At 63.2% G+C, this 14,441-nt stretch carries 12 protein-coding genes; 7 read left to right on the top strand and 5 right to left on the bottom strand.

What is annotated here, in order from left to right:
• The first annotated feature begins 162 nt into the window (after nucleotides 1–162).
• From MQH31_RS11325 to MQH31_RS11310, 4 genes are read left to right on the top strand one after another with little or no spacing between them, the layout of a single operon-like run.
• A complete protein-coding gene (locus tag MQH31_RS11325) occupies nucleotides 163–1,074 on the top strand; it encodes an ABC transporter permease (protein ID WP_243012118.1) in 912 nt (303 codons plus the stop codon).
• Between the two features lie 44 nt (nucleotides 1,075–1,118).
• A complete protein-coding gene (locus tag MQH31_RS11320) occupies nucleotides 1,119–2,327 on the top strand; it encodes an ABC transporter ATP-binding protein (protein ID WP_243012117.1) in 1,209 nt (402 codons plus the stop codon).
• 10 nt (nucleotides 2,328–2,337) lie between these two features.
• Complete coding sequence (locus tag MQH31_RS11315) at nucleotides 2,338–3,234, top strand: glycosyltransferase family 2 protein (protein ID WP_243012116.1); 897 nt, start codon at nucleotides 2,338–2,340, stop codon at nucleotides 3,232–3,234.
• An 8-nt stretch (nucleotides 3,235–3,242) separates the two neighbouring features.
• Nucleotides 3,243–4,430, top strand: coding sequence for a glycosyltransferase family 92 protein (locus MQH31_RS11310; RefSeq protein ID WP_243012115.1), 1,188 nt, complete (start codon nucleotides 3,243–3,245; stop codon nucleotides 4,428–4,430).
• A 45-nt stretch (nucleotides 4,431–4,475) separates the two neighbouring features.
• Here the strand turns inward: MQH31_RS11310 and MQH31_RS11305 are convergent, their stop codons facing one another.
• The 5 genes from MQH31_RS11305 to MQH31_RS11285 form a co-directional block, all read right to left on the bottom strand.
• Nucleotides 4,476–5,228, bottom strand: coding sequence for a hypothetical protein (locus MQH31_RS11305; protein WP_243012114.1), 753 nt, complete (start codon nucleotides 5,226–5,228; stop codon nucleotides 4,476–4,478).
• A 311-nt stretch (nucleotides 5,229–5,539) separates the two neighbouring features.
• A complete protein-coding gene (rfbA, locus tag MQH31_RS11300) occupies nucleotides 5,540–6,412 on the bottom strand; it encodes a glucose-1-phosphate thymidylyltransferase RfbA (protein WP_243012113.1) in 873 nt (290 codons plus the stop codon).
• Between the two features lie 2 nt (nucleotides 6,413–6,414).
• Nucleotides 6,415–7,023, bottom strand: coding sequence for a dTDP-4-dehydrorhamnose 3,5-epimerase family protein (locus tag MQH31_RS11295; RefSeq protein ID WP_243012112.1), 609 nt, complete (start codon nucleotides 7,021–7,023; stop codon nucleotides 6,415–6,417).
• Between the two features lie 59 nt (nucleotides 7,024–7,082).
• Nucleotides 7,083–8,915: a cell wall-binding repeat-containing protein gene (locus MQH31_RS11290; RefSeq protein ID WP_243012111.1), complete on the bottom strand. Its 1,833-nt coding sequence runs from the start codon at nucleotides 8,913–8,915 to the stop codon at nucleotides 7,083–7,085.
• A 38-nt stretch (nucleotides 8,916–8,953) separates the two neighbouring features.
• A complete protein-coding gene (locus MQH31_RS11285; RefSeq protein ID WP_243012110.1) occupies nucleotides 8,954–11,305 on the bottom strand; it encodes a cell wall-binding repeat-containing protein in 2,352 nt (783 codons plus the stop codon).
• Between the two features lie 117 nt (nucleotides 11,306–11,422).
• Here MQH31_RS11285 and rfbB point away from each other — a divergent pair, with 117 nt between their 5' ends.
• The 3 genes from rfbB to MQH31_RS11270 are packed head-to-tail and all read left to right on the top strand — an operon-like array spanning nucleotide 11,423 to nucleotide 14,405.
• Complete coding sequence (gene rfbB / locus MQH31_RS11280) at nucleotides 11,423–12,412, top strand: dTDP-glucose 4,6-dehydratase (RefSeq protein WP_243012109.1); 990 nt, start codon at nucleotides 11,423–11,425, stop codon at nucleotides 12,410–12,412.
• The gene (gene rfbD, locus MQH31_RS11275) at nucleotides 12,409–13,263 is read left to right on the top strand and encodes a dTDP-4-dehydrorhamnose reductase (RefSeq protein ID WP_243012108.1); all 855 of its coding nucleotides are present in this window, start codon (nucleotides 12,409–12,411) and stop codon (nucleotides 13,261–13,263) included. Before rfbB ends, rfbD begins: the two co-directional genes overlap by 4 nt.
• A complete protein-coding gene (locus MQH31_RS11270; protein ID WP_243012107.1) occupies nucleotides 13,260–14,405 on the top strand; it encodes a glycosyltransferase family 4 protein in 1,146 nt (381 codons plus the stop codon). Before rfbD ends, MQH31_RS11270 begins: the two co-directional genes overlap by 4 nt.
• Nucleotides 14,406–14,441 lie beyond the last annotated feature (36 nt).

Genomic DNA, 14,441 nt, shown 5'->3' with positions numbered 1-14,441 from the left:
CCGTACCAGATAAGTCAAAAGCCTAACAGTGCACCCTCAAAGCACCCGATGGGTCGATAGGGTCAAGTAGGTCGCCCTGCGGGTTCCGTCAAGGCTTGTAATGTATTCTCACCCACGGAGCAGGTAACCAGCTGTTCACACCCAGATCACTTGGAGCACTAGATGGCAGGCCCTCAATCCGTTTCAACGGAGCGTAAAGCGCGCCTTCAGGAAATGCCTTGGCTGGACGTCAATGTTCAGCGTAATTTCGTCAACGGCACTGTAGCCTCCGTTCGTGAAGTGTGGTCTCATCGGGAACTCCTGGGCATGCTCACACGGCGCGAGCTGAAGGCTCGCTATAAAGACAGCGCACTCGGTTTCTTATGGAGTCTCGCCCGGCCCCTGACACAATTGGTGATCTATTACGTTGTTGTCGGCAAGTTTCTTGGCGCAGCCCGCTCAATCGATAACTTCGCGATCTTCATCTTTGCCGGCCTAACCGTTTACACCCTCTTTAGCGAGATCGTCGCTACCGGCACTGGGGCAATCCTCGCAAACGCAGGGCTCGTCCAGAAGGTCTATCTCCCACGCGAGATCTTCCCGTTGGCCACTATTGGTTCTTCACTCTTCAACTTCCTCATCCAACTGGTCATTCTGATCATCGTGGCGATCCCCGCAGGTACTCTGCACTTCGGTCCGCAGCTCCTCTACGGGGTCGGCGCTTTGGTTATCGTCCTTTTGTATGCAGGTGCTCTCGCCATCGTGCTTTCCGCCTGGAACGTCTACCTTCGGGACGTCTCCTACTTGGTCGAGGTCGTCCTGCTCCTCATGATGTGGGCCTCTCCGATCGTCTACTCCTGGCAGTTCGTGAAGTCTGCAATCTCCAGTTGGGCGCTCGAAATCTACATGGCTAACCCAGTCACACTGGCGGTCCTCGGGTTTCAGAAGGCCTTCTGGACGGATGCGAGCGGAGGAACGTCTCCTGACCACCTCGCTTTGCGCATGTTGATCGCCGGAGTCGTCGGAGCAGTCCTGCTGCTTGCCTGCCACCGGGTGTTCAGTAAGCTTCAAGGCAACTTTGCGCAGGAACTGTAATGGTCGAGAATCCGAAGAGTACGAACGCGAGAACAAGACAGAACATGAATTCCGTACCCATCGTCAAGGTCAATGATGTCTCCAAACGCTATGTGATCCGTAAGGACAACAGCGTGAAGGAACGACTCTTGAACTTCAATCGGGCCGCAAAGTTCAAAGAGGACTTCTTCGCTCTGAGACACGTTGATTTGCAGATCGATGCGGGAACCACGATCGGATTGATCGGTCCGAACGGGTCAGGAAAGAGCACGCTCCTCAAAGCCATTGGTGGCATCATTCAGCCGACAACGGGCAGCGTCCAGCGCCGCGGCCAGATGGCCGCGCTTCTCGAACTCGGCGCGGGCTTCCATCCGGACTTGACGGGAAGGGAGAACGTCTATTTGAATGCGTCCGTCATGGGCCTGTCCAGGGTTCAGACTGCCTCTCATTTTGAAGAGATCCTCGAATTCTCCGGAATTGGAGAATTCATTGATACCCAGGTCAAGTTCTACTCGAGCGGAATGTACGTGCGACTCGCATTCGCCGTCGCCGTTCACGTGGACCCTGACCTGCTCCTCATCGACGAGGTGCTTGCGGTCGGCGACGAGGCCTTCCAGAAAAAGTGCCTGGACAAGATTCGAACCTTCCAAGAGGAAGGACGGACCATCGTCCTGGTTAGCCATACCCTGAGTCAGATCACCAGCATGTGCAGTCGCGCCATTGTCCTCGCCCGAGGAAGCGTGGTGTTCGACGGCGACCCCTTTGACGCCGTGTCCGTCCTCCGCTCGGGCTTTGCCACCAGCGTCGAGTTGGACTCGCGGAAAGACGACCGACTCAAGGCTGCGCTCGCAAATGTCGAACTGGGACGAATTACCGAAGTCCGAGTGGTCGGAGCTTCCGGGGCGAAGCAGGCTTCGTTCAACAGCGGCGATGATATCTCCATTGAAGTCGAGCTCGATGCGCCGAAATCCCTCAGCACATGGAGCGTCGGGTTGCACATCGACAACCCGCTCGGTCAACTCGTGACGGGAGCGACATCCACGAGTCTGGACGCGCATCTCGGAGAACTCAAGGGTCGTGCTGTTGCACGTTTCTCGCTTCCGAGGGCGTCATTCGGATCCGGCGAGTATGGAGTCACGGTGGCGCTCATGGGCTCCCACGGCCAGGAAATCGCTCGAGTGGCGAACGCAACGTCATTTACAGTGAATGACCACGGCGGCACATGGGGCCCCGTACGAACGAACATGACCTTCGAAGCCAAGGTTGGGGTTTAGCGTCACGCCGATGATCTCCGACCGGTCGACAGGCTCTGCAGATACAACGTCGCCACGCGTTGCCGTAGTCACAGTCAGCTACAACTCGCACGACGTGTTGGATGAGTTCTTTCAGACCCTCACCAAGGCGACGGACGAGACGATCCTGCGTCTTCTGGTCGACAACAAGCCGCGCACGGACTCAGCCACAGAACGCATTGCCGGCTCGTTTGGAGCCCGGTACCTTTCGATGGGATCGAATCGTGGCTACGGGGCTGCCGTCAATTTCGCCGCCCGCACTCTGCCCGCCAGCATCGACTGGATCCTGATCTGCAACCCTGACCTCACATTCGAGGAGACGTCGCTCGACACGCTCGTCCGCAGAGGGGACGCCGAACCGGACGCCGGAGCGATCGGACCGGCCATTCACACAGAGTCCGGAGAGGTATACCCATCCGCTCGCGCGATTCCGTCCCTGCGCACCGGAATCGGGCACGCTCTTCTCTCGGAGGTCTGGCCTGCCAATCCGTGGACGGCCGCGTATCGACACGATTCCACAACGGACAGCGGTTCTGTCGGGTGGCTGTCAGGCGCATGCCTTCTGGTCCGACGGTCGGCATTCGACCGAATCGGTGGATTCGATGAAGGTTTCTTCATGTACTTCGAGGACGTTGACCTTGGGTATCGCCTCGGCAAGGCCGGCTTCGCGAATATCTATGAGCCCAGAGCTGTCGTGGTGCACAGTGGTGCGCACTCCACATCTGCGCACGCATCACGGATGCTGACAGCTCACCACGAGAGTGCGAAGCGATTCCTCAGCAAGAAGTATCCTGGCTGGTTCTTCTGGCCGATGAGACTCGCACTCAAACTCGGCCTGGACGCACGAGTGCGCTATCTGGATCGACGGTCACGAAAGGCAAACACGTGAAACTAGTCATGACGATGATGGTCAGAGACGAAATCGACATCATTGCCGCGATGATTGAGCATCATCTCGCACAGGGAATCGATCTGTTCATTGTCACAGACAACGGATCCATCGATGGCACATACGAACTCCTCCAGGGGTATGCAGTGCGGGGCGTGCTCGAACTTCATCTTGACCCCGTCCAACACAAGCAACAGCACAGGATAGTCACCGAGATGGCCCGACGCGCCTACACGGTTCACCACGCAGACTGGGTGATCAACGCTGACGCAGACGAATTCTGGGTCGCCAAGAACCCCGCTATCCGGCTACGAACTGCATTCGAGAACATCGACACCGGCATCCGGTCGTTCGAAGTACCCGTGATCGATATGACCGGCCTCCCCGCGCGCGACGGTTCGGGTCTCGGCCGGATGATCTACCGTGACAATCGTTCCATCGCGGAATTGAAGGACATTGGACTGCAAGCACATTCCACGCCTGATGCAGTTCACGTCGGCACGGCGGATGTCCAGGTTGTCCAGGGAAATCATTCCGTGAGTCTCGCCAGTCAAGGGGATCCGGATCCCCAGTGGGCCATCGAGGTACTGCACCTTCCGTGGCGATCATGGAACCAGTTCCGTCAGAAGGTAGAGAATTCCGGACGGGCGTACAACGCGAATCCCGAACTCTCCCCAAGCCCAAACCACCACGGAATGCGGGAGTTCCACCGCTTTACGTGCGGAGCTTTGCTGCCGTTCTACGTGCTGCGTCACCCGACGCCTGCCGAACTTCAGCTCGGACTTGAATCTGGCGTCTTTCAACGTGACGACCGGCTGCTCGGACTTGTGAAGTTCGGGGTGCCTGACGAGGGATTCGATCCCGAGCAGGAGAAGACCGACCGGAAGTATGGCGCGATACTGTTGGCCGCCGAACGGGACGCAGAACGCACAGATCGGGAACATCGAGAGGCCGCCGAACTCCGAGAGCAGCAATACAAGACCGAACTCGACCGAGCCAAAGCGGAGGCATCAGAAGCCGTTCGCAGAATCGAGGCCCTCGAGGCCCACAGCGCTCATGAGCTTGCTCTCCGGGACACCCACATACTCGAACTGGAAGCTCGGATCGACGAGTTCAGTGCGCGCAAAGTCGTTCGACTTGCGGACAAGACGGCGACGCTGCGCAACTGGATTCGTCCCGGTACGACCAAGCAGTGAGACACAGGCCATCGACGGAGCAGCCGCGTCGGGCCTGACTACAGGTCAGCCGTCCGCAGACTGCGCCCGCAACGCGTCCTCACGGATCGCCTCGATGGCCACTTGGCTATAGATTCGCATCACTGCTGCGTCGTTGCCCCCGTTCCACACGTTCTGCAGGTACAGGCCGGCGGCCTGGCTTCCAGGCACATAGGGAAATGTGAGCGACTGCCGACCGATCTGACGGGTGGCCACGTTCTGCTCGACCGTGCAGACATGCAGCCACAGATCATCCGCGTCCGGCACGAGCGTGCGGAAAGCGTCGCCCTTGTCCCGGATGGCATTCACGAGCGGTGCCGGAAACAGCTGGCCCGATACCGAGGTGCCCAGATTCGAGATCCCCGCATGAAGGTCGCTGCAGGGAGTCCACGTCTTGTACGGACCAAGGGCGTTCCCGACGACGGGAATGCGGTGGGCTCGGAAGCAGATCACATCGTTCGGGAAGAGCGCGTGTTCCGCCTGCAGCGCCGAAAGCCACTCCCGCGGGTACAACACATCGTCGTCAGCCGTGACAAGGGGCATGACGTGAGCGTCCACGGACTTCACGTAGGGATAATACTTGGTGTGGACCTTGTAGGCGTTCAGGTCCAGGATGACCTCGAGTCCCCTGCGCTCCAAGCGACGCAGGGAGTGTGGCAGGGCCCGGAAAATCTCCTCGTCGTCGAGCCAGAGGATCAGGCGTGCCGGACGCGCGCCGCCCCGGGCGATGGACTCGAGGGCGATGTATGCCCGCTCAATCCGGGCACCGTGGGTGGTCACTGTGACAACGGTCGTGCCGTTCGGGTCAATCGCGGGGCGACGAGAGAGCCGATTGGCCAGCTGGAGTCGCCGAAGGTCCCTGCTCACCTGACGATTGGCCGGAGCATCCGCGCTCTTCGGCCTCGGACCCGGAAGAACGGCTCTGACACGCCGGAGGGAACCGAGGGAAACGCGCCGGGCGTAGTGCGCGGTCCCGAGAACACGACGCTTCACACGGCGGGCCAACCCGAGTGCCAGTGCCGACCGTCTCACAAGGCCCTCGATACGTCGTCGCAGACGTCGCAGGACCGATTCGTTCCCCGTCATCCCTGCTAGCTTTCGTCTTGCCAGACGAGGGACTTCAGGTACGATCCGTAGCCGCTCTTGACGAGGGGTGCTGCAAGCTTGGCGAGCTGGGCATCGTCGATCCAGCCGGCGCGCCAGGCGATTTCCTCGATGCAGCCGACCTTGAAGCCCTGGCGGTCTTCGATGACGCGCACGTATTCGGAGGCCTGCATCATGGACTCGAAGGTGCCGGTGTCCAGCCAGGCCGTGCCGCGGTCGAGGACCTGCACGTGCAGGTCGCCCTGCTGCAGGTAGCGTTCGTTGACCGTGGAGATCTCGAGCTCCCCGCGCGCGGAGGGCTGGATGGTCTTCGCGATCTCTACAACACGGTTGTCGTAGAAGTACAGACCGGGAACCGCGTAGTTGCTCTTGGGCGTGACGGGCTTCTCCTCGATGGAGAGCGCCGTCATGGTCTCGTCGAACTCGACAACACCATAAGCGTGCGGGTTCGACACATGGTAAGCGAAGATGCGGGCACCCTCGAGGTTCGCGTTGCCCCGCAGGGCCGAGCCCAGGCCTGCACCGTGGAAGATGTTGTCACCCAAGACGAGGGCAACGGACTCATCGCCGATGAACTCTTCCCCGATGATGAACGCCTGCGCCAGGCCGTCGGGAGATTCCTGCACGGCATACTCGATGCGGATGCCGAGCTCGGACCCATCGCCCAGCAGCGCCTGGAACTGGTGGTTGTACTCCGGGGTCGTGATGATCAGGATCTCTTTGATGTCCGCCATCATCAGCGTCGACAAGGGGTAGTAGATCATCGGCTTGTCATAGATCGGCATCAACTGCTTGGAGATGGCCTTCGTGATGGGCCACAGGCGCGTGCCGGAACCCCCGGCCAGGATGATTCCGCGCATGCTTATTTTCCTTCGTTCAGGGCCGCGTAGAACGCTTTCGCGTCCGCCCACGTGGGCAGCAGGCCGCTCGCGGCGGACTCGGCGAGCCCGGGAGCATCCGTGTCCTTCGGCGACAGCAGCAACTCGCCCGCTTCCGGCGGGAACACGAGTCCAATGTCGGTGTCGAGCGGGTTGATACCATGCTCGCGGCCCGGGTTGAACGGGGCCGTCACGAGATAGCTCACGGTGGCGTCATCGGTCAGCGCGACGAAGCAGTGGCCGAGGCCCTCGGCAATGTAGACGGCACGTCGGTCGGTGTCATCGAGCAGCACGCTGTCCCACTGGCCGAAGGTCGGCGACCCGACGCGGATGTCGATGATGTAATCAAGGACCGCACCGCGCACGGCGGTCACGTACTTGGCCTGGCTCGGCGGAATGTCCGCGAAGTGGATGCCGCGCACCGAGCCACGCTTGGACACGCTCGTGTTCGCCTGAGCGATTTCCAGGCGATGCCCGATGGTTTCCTCAAGGCGATCGAAGCGATACCACTCGAGGAACACCCCCCGACTGTCACCGAACTGCCTCGGAGTGATTTCGTAGGAATCGGGGATAGAAAGCTCGCGGATCTGCACTCGTGCAGCCTACCAAACCGGGCGGAGGGGCGCCCATTCCCCGAAGAGGTCCTGGCCAGCTACTGACAGGAGATGAGTTGCGACACGGTGTTCGTGAGTGTCGTCGGACCGCCCAGGGGATACACCACTGGCACGTGCCGCGTGAGAATGCTCTCGACAGCATGCGCGGGGACGCACGTCGTTTGCGCCAGGTAGAGGGCATCGTGCCCGTGCCCGGCCGCAGCGGCCCCGGCAAGTGCGTCGGGGAAAGAGAACCCCGTGGTCAGGTAGACGGTGTCGCCTGTGCTGGGGGCGGAATCGTTGAGCTTGAGGTTCGTGTCGAACCGGTCGGATCCCGAGATCGGAACGATCGGGACCAGTTTCGCAAGACTCTGCGAAAACGAAGCGGAGATTGATGGCGGACCGCCGACCACCGTCGCCTTCGTCACGTCGAGGTCGTGCAGGAGTGCGGCCGTCGGCGCGTCAACCGTGTCAGCGCTGCCGTTGACCAGGATCACGGGCGCACCGATCGCGCCGGCGACCGCGCCGGCGGAGAGCGCGTCGGGAAAGTTCGCGCCGGAGGCGACGAAGGCGACTTCGACCTTGGACGGGTCAAGCGCCTTCAGTTGCGTGTAAGCGTCCTGAGCGATCAGGCGAGAAGTTTCGAAACGGTCGATGCCGTTCAATCTGGTGACATCGTTCAGCCTGACGTTCGGCTGGCCGATCAGCGCACTGAGTTGCGCGAACGCCGACTCACTGATGGAGCCGAATCCTCCCGCAACGACGATTCGCACGGGATTGAGCCGCTTGACCTCGGCGAGCACGGGGTCGAGGAGCCGATCGGGGAGAGTCAGCAGGAGCGGCCCGCCGAGGGCGGCCGCGGCGGGAGCCGCGCTGAGGGCATCGGGGAAGTTGGTGCCCGCGGCCACGTAAACAACGGGGACGTTTCCGTCAGGGTAGGTCTTCAGCGAGATGGCAACGGCAGTGTCGTAACGGTCCTGTCCCGAAATACGGGTGACTGTGGGCACACTTCCGATCGAGGACGAGTCGAACCAACCGTTGTAGACGCTCCAGAAGTTACGGTTGCCGTACGCAGAGCAGGAATCCCCATCACCAAAAAAATTCGCGGGGAGCAATGCCTCTGCGTTCGGCTGGTACGGCGTGTAGTTGTACAGCGCAGACGTGGCCTTGTTCCAGATCGTCACCTTGGCCGAACCGCACGCCACATCTGGGTTGTACCTGATGGCCACGGTCGTGCCCTGCCGGTATGCCGTGCCGGATTCGTAGCTTCTGAAGCGGTGAGCCGCACCGTACAACTGCTTGAAGAAGCCGGCGAATTCGACCTCGCAGTCGGACGTGTCCGAGCAGGAGAACCCGGTGGCCGTGTCGAGCAATGATTGCGTCGGATCTGTCCTGGTGACAAGCCGCTGCTCTTTCTGGAGCAGGGTGAGCAGGACCCTCTGGCTGATTCCGCAGGCCGCGCCGACCTTCGCGATCATGCCGGAGGCGAACTCGCTCGCGACTCCGGTGTAGGCGCTGCACCAGGTGTCGGAGGGGATGTCGACCGTCGCCTGCCGGTACGACTTCAGACAGAGTGTGCCCGTGCAGTCCACGCCCTGTGCATCCAGGAACGTCTGCACGGTCGGAGCGGTCATCGCCGACCCGTTGTAGAAGTTTGCGTCGCTGATGATATTGCCGGGATTGAAATCCTTCGCGTACACGTTATTGGTGTCCGGTGGCTCCATCCTCACGATTGCAGAGGCCGGCGCGGCGGGCTGCGCCGCCACCAGCCCCGTGGCTACGACGAGGCAGGCCGCAGCAACGGCCAGGCATCGGAACAGTTCGCGCGGTACAGGACCTTGGCTCATGAATCTCATCCCCCCAAATGGAATCTCAACCGATATCGTAACCAATCAGGCGAAAAATGCCATGGGTGGCGGATCTTCTGTGACTAGGGGATGAGCGCGTTGAGTTGCGCGACGACCACGTCACCGACGGAGTTCTGGCCGCCGAGCACCACGAACCGTGTCGGATGCAGTCGGCGCAGTTCCGTCTGCACGACCGACGAGAGTCCGCCGGGCTGCACGAGCAGGATCGGCGCCTTCGCTGCGCCCGCGACAGGAGCTGCAGACAACGCATCCGGGAAATTGACGCCATTCGCGATATAGACCACCGTGGCGCCGAGGGGGAAGTTCGCCGCTGAAATCGCGGCAGACGTCGCGAACCGGTCATCGCCGGACAAGCGCACAACGGGCGTCGCCGGGTCGGCGGTGTAACCCTTCAGTTGCCCGACGACCGCATCGCTGACCGAGTTCTGGCTGCCGAGTACCACGAAACTCGTCGGATTCAGCCGGTCGAGCTCTGCCTGGATGACGGGTGGGATGCTGTCAGCAGTCACGAGGAGGATCGGCGCTTTCGCGCCGCCGGCGACCGGCGCCGCAGACAGGGCGTCCGGGAATTTCAACCCATTCGCGATGTAGACCACCGGGGCACCGAGCGGGAAGTTCGCCGCGGAGATCGCGGTCGACGTCGCGAACCGGTCATCGCCGAACAGTCGAACGATTGGCGCGGCCGGGTCGGCAGCAAAACTCGTGACTTGTGCGACGGCAGCATCACTGACCGAATTCTGGTCGCCGAGCACCACGATCTTCTTCGGGTGCAGTCGAGCCAGCTCTGCCTGGATGACGTTCGGCACGCTTCCGGCTGTCACAAGCAGGATCGGCGCCTTCGCGGCACCCGCGACCGGCGCTGCAGACAGGGCATCCGGGAAATTCAGCCCGTTCGCGATGTAGACGACGGGGGCATTCGCTGCGAAGTTCGCCCTCGAGATCGCGGCCGACGTCGCAAACCGGTCATCGCCGAACAGCCGGTCGACCGAGCTCGCCGTCAGAGTGACCGTGACCGTGGCGGCGCCACCGGCGATGCTCTGCACAACGACCCGGATGCCGCCTGACCTGGTCGACAGGCTCTGCCCTTTGGTCAGGAAGAGCTTGTGCCCGGTACTGCTGGTCGGGCTCGGGCTCAACAACACGACGGACGTGGAATCGCTCCGGGTAGTGAGGATGCGCACCCCGTTGTCAACGCCCTCTGAGGCAAGCAGCCCGCGAGTGTAGAGCGAACCGGCGTCCGAGCCGGTGCCACCGCGGTAGTCGACGTAGTACACCTGTTGGGTGCGCGGGTCCGTGACCACGAGCGCCCGTCGGCCGGACACTGCCCCGGTCGTCACAATTGTCGCGGAGGTCTCCTGGGTCCGCACCCCCTGGTCAAGGGTGATCGCCTGGGTTTCCCCGTCCGCGAGGGCATTGAGCCGGAACTTGTGGCTTGTATTGAGGGCCGTCGGAGCAGCGTTGGCCTCGCCGTTGTAAGAGTATGCGGCGCCCATCACGTCGTACGCGTCCTGATACGGGAGGTCAGCGCATCCGTCGGTGAACGTTCCTGTCGACGTGTCGAGAAACCCCTCGGACATCGAGGCATCGGGGCACACGGCGATGTTCGAGTGCTGGAGGCCGAGATTATGCCCGAACTCGTGAGCGACGATGTCGAGGTTGTTCACGCCGTTCATCGAGGCCATGATGACGCCGCCATTGGCTGCGCTCACGGGCGCGCCGACGCTGCCGATGCCTGCGCCACCGCACGCATCGGGGACCAGGACGAGCAGGTGATGCCCGGTGCCGGCCAGGTAATAGCCGAAGTCCGGGGTGCCGTTGGGCAGCGAATGACCGAAGTTCAGGGCCGCGTTACCCCAGATGTACGTCATCGCGGGCCGGGAGTCTGCCGACTGGAGGTCAGCGCACGTCACCGCGGTCGAGTATCGGCCGAGGTGCGTCACCGTCACGGAGGTGACCTGATTGTCGCTCTGGGCCTTCCAATACGCTCCGGTCTTCGCGACCAGGTCACGCGCCGCGCTGTCGCTGATGAATGTGTTGTAAACGGAGGATTTTTCCGCAGGAACGACCAGTGCCACATCGACGGTGTGATCGAGGGAGACGGTTCCCGCAGCCACCGTGACATCGAGCTGGGTCCGTGCGTCCGGCGCGGCCAGTGGTGGAGAGCCGAGCAGTTCTGCGGGAGTGATCGTGTCGTTGTCGAGTGGATCCGCCGTGGCGGTGGACACGGCATGCACGGGTGTTACCGCAACGGCTGCGCCGGCCACCGGTTGCAGGATTGTCAGTCCGAGGACAAGGGTCGACGAGGCGGCAAGCCAGCGACGCCTCGTGACGAAGGGAAAGAATCTGGAGCGCAGCACAGTCATCGGAACTCGTTTCTGCTCGACGAGTTCGACTGGCGCCGCCCCCGCAGTCATGTAATCAGTGTTCGTGCCGTTTGGGAAGCACCCCGGCCGGGTGCCCCCACGTCCGGCGGACTCACGCCCGATAGGATGGTGCGGGCACTTTACGTTTACAGACAGGTCACAAAACATATGAAGATCCTCGTTACCGGCGGCGCTGGTTTCATCGGCTCGAACTTTGTTCGTCGCACCATCGAAGACGCATACCCGGGTTTGGAGGGGGCCGAGGTTGTTGTTCTGGATGCGTTGACGTATTCGGGCAACCTGGCGAACCTCGCTCCGATCGCCGATTCACCCAGGTACTCGTTCGTGCACGGCGATATCCGTGACGCGAAACTGCTCGACACGCTCTTCCCGTCCCTGGACGCTGTGGTGCACTTCGCGGCCGAGTCCCACGTGGACCGGTCCGTGCGGGACGCGTCGATCTTCGTCGAGACCAATGTCCTCGGCACCCAGCAGCTCCTGGACGCGGCGCTCCGCCATAACCTGGCCCGGTTCGTGCACGTGTCCACCGATGAGGTTTACGGGTCGATCGCGGAGGGCTCCTGGAACGAGGAACGCGCCCTGGAACCCAACTCCCCGTATTCCGCGTCCAAGGCCGGCAGTGATCTGCTCGCCCGCTCCTACCACCGCACTCACGGGTTGAACGTGTCGATCACGCGCTGCTCGAACAACTACGGCCCGTATCACTTCCCCGAGAAGGTCATCCCGCTGTTCGTGACGAACCTGATCGATGACAAGCACGTTCCTCTGTATGGGGCGGGCAATAACATTCGCGACTGGTTGCACGTGGACGACCACACCCGTGCGATCGCGATGGTCCTCGTCGGCGGTCGCGCCGGCGAGATCTACAACATCGGCGGCGGCACCGAACTGACCAACCTGGAGCTGACCCAGTTGCTGTTGGACTCCACCGGCAAGGACTGGTCCTACGTGGACCGGGTCGCGGACCGTCTCGGCCATGACCTGCGCTACTCGGTGGACATCACCAAGATCCAGGCCGAACTCGGCTACGCCCCCCAGGTCCCGTTCGAGAAGGGCCTCGCCGACGTCGTGCAGTGGTACCGCGACAACCGCGCCTGGTGGGAACCCCTCAAGACCCGCGCGGCCCTGAGCTCATGACCCGCTACCTGATCACCGGTGCTGCCGGGATGCTCGGCCGCGACCTGCAGAACGCCCTGACCGGGCGGGACGTGACCGCGTTCGACCGCACCGAACTCGACATCACCGACGAGGCCGCCGTGACCGCTGCCGTGACCGGGTTCGACGTGGTGATCAACGCGGCCGCGTACACGAAAGTCGACGACGCCGAAACGAACGAGGACGCCGCGTACCTGCTCAACGCTGTCGGACCGCGGAACCTCGCCCGCGCCGCGCACGCGACGGGCGCGCGCCTGGTGCAGATCTCCACCGACTACGTCTTCGCGGGCAACGCCACCTCCCCCTACCCGGAGGACGCGCCGGCCGCGCCCCTCTCCGCGTACGGACGCACCAAAGCCGCCGGCGAGGAATTCGTGCTCGCGGAGAACCCGGGTAAGACCTACATCGTGCGCACCGCATGGCTCTACGGGAAGAACGGCCCCAACTTCCCCAAGACCATGCTGAAACTCGCCGCGACCCGCGACACCCTGACCGTCGTCGAGGACCAGGTCGGCCAGCCCACCTGGACCGTCGACCTCGCCAACCACATCGTCGCGCTCCTGGACGCGGACGCCCCGGCCGGGATCTACCACGGCACCAACTCCGGAATTACCAGCTGGTTCGGCTTCGCGCAGGCCGTCCTCGCCGCCAACGGCCTCGACCCCGCCCGGGTTCACCCGACCGACGGAGCCTCCTTCGTCCGTCCAGCACCCCGCCCCGCGTACTCCGTCCTCGGCCATGATGCCTGGGCCACCGCCGGACTCGCTCCCATGCGCGACTGGCGTGACGCCCTCACTCAGGCCGTGACCGAAGGCGCCCTCGAAACAGCATGATCACACTGCGGGTTATCGTCGACCAGATGATCGCGCCGGTCCCCGGCGGAATCGGTCGATACACCGAGGAGTTGACCCGGGCGCTCATCGCGAGCGCTCCCCTCAACTGCGAAGTCGAGGGGATTGTCTCCGCGTCGCAGCCCGAACAGTATGCGGCGATCGAGGAAGCCCTGCCCGGGCTCGCCGGCCTGTACAAGACAGCGCTCCCCCGTCGCGAGCTCGCCGCGGCCTGGCAGCTCGGCGTGACGACCTCCCCCGGTCCCGGCATGATCCACGCACCGGGCCTGATGGCGCCGCTGCGCCGCCACGACCGGCAGAACGACCACACCCAGGTCGCCGTGACCGTGCACGACGTGCTCGCGTGGACGCATCCGGAGGCCCTCACCCCCACGACCGTCGCCTGGACCAAGGCGCGCATGAAGCGGGCGCGGAAGCACGCCGACGCGATCGTCGTCCCGAGCCACGCCGTCGCCGCGCAGCTCGCCGAGATCGTCAACCTCGGCGACCGGGTGCGCGTCATAGGCGGCGCCGTCGGCACCGGCTTCCGCCTGCCGTCCAACTCCTCGGCCACCGAACTCCTCGCCACGGCCCTCGATCTGCCGTCCGAATACATCGTCACCGTCGGCACCCTGGAACCGAGGAAGGGTGTCACCGCGCTCATCACCGCCCTCGGCCTGCCCGGCGCCTCCGACCTGCCCCTCATCGTCGTCGGCCCGGACACCTGGGGTGAAGTCGATCTCGGCTCCGTCGCAGAGGAGGCCGGGCTCACGCCGGGCCGGGTACGGGCGATGCCCGGACTCACCGACGAGGAACTCGCCGTCGTGATCTCCCGCGCGAGCGTTCTCGTCTTCCCGAGCCTCGAGGAAGGCTTCGCGCTGCCCATCATCCAGGGTTTCCACCTCGGCACCCCGGTCGTGCACTCCGACGCCCCCGCCCTTCTCGAGGCGGGCGGCGACGCCGGTCTCGTCGTCGAGCGCGAGGATGCCGCCGGGTACCCCGAGCGCCTGGCCGAAGCCATCGGGCGGGTACTGACCGACCGTGCCCTCGTGCAGAGGCTGCGTATCTACGGCAGCGACCGGGCAAAGGCCTTCAGCTGGCGGGACTCCGCCGAGCGGGTCTGGCAGCTGCACGCCGACCTGTAGGAGCCGATCGGGGCATCCGCTCGGGGTAGTCGAGTG

Origin of the sequence: Cryobacterium zhongshanensis, from assembly GCF_022760445.1 — a bacterium.
Lineage (GTDB): Bacteria > Actinomycetota > Actinomycetes > Actinomycetales > Microbacteriaceae > Cryobacterium > Cryobacterium algoricola.
The sequence above is the reverse complement of the archived record's forward strand: the minus strand, read 5'-3'. Positions and strand labels throughout refer to the sequence as shown.

What these genes read in the sequence shown, in the direction of transcription:
- MQH31_RS11325 (WP_243012118.1), top strand. Translation starts at nt 163, where the DNA reads ATGGCAGGCCCTCAATCCGTTTCAACGGAGCGTAAAGCGCGCCTTCAG.
- MQH31_RS11320 (WP_243012117.1), top strand. Translation starts at nt 1,119, where the DNA reads ATGAATTCCGTACCCATCGTCAAGGTCAATGATGTCTCCAAACGCTAT.
- MQH31_RS11315 (WP_243012116.1), top strand. Translation starts at nt 2,338, where the DNA reads ATGATCTCCGACCGGTCGACAGGCTCTGCAGATACAACGTCGCCACGC.
- MQH31_RS11310 (WP_243012115.1), top strand. Translation starts at nt 3,243, where the DNA reads ATGACGATGATGGTCAGAGACGAAATCGACATCATTGCCGCGATGATT.
- rfbA (WP_243012113.1), bottom strand. Translation starts at nt 6,412, where the DNA reads ATGCGCGGAATCATCCTGGCCGGGGGTTCCGGCACGCGCCTGTGGCCC.
- MQH31_RS11285 (WP_243012110.1), bottom strand. Translation starts at nt 11,305, where the DNA reads ATGACTGCGGGGGCGGCGCCAGTCGAACTCGTCGAGCAGAAACGAGTT.
- rfbB (WP_243012109.1), top strand. Translation starts at nt 11,423, where the DNA reads ATGAAGATCCTCGTTACCGGCGGCGCTGGTTTCATCGGCTCGAACTTT.
- rfbD (WP_243012108.1), top strand. Translation starts at nt 12,409, where the DNA reads ATGACCCGCTACCTGATCACCGGTGCTGCCGGGATGCTCGGCCGCGAC.
- MQH31_RS11270 (WP_243012107.1), top strand. Translation starts at nt 13,260, where the DNA reads ATGATCACACTGCGGGTTATCGTCGACCAGATGATCGCGCCGGTCCCC.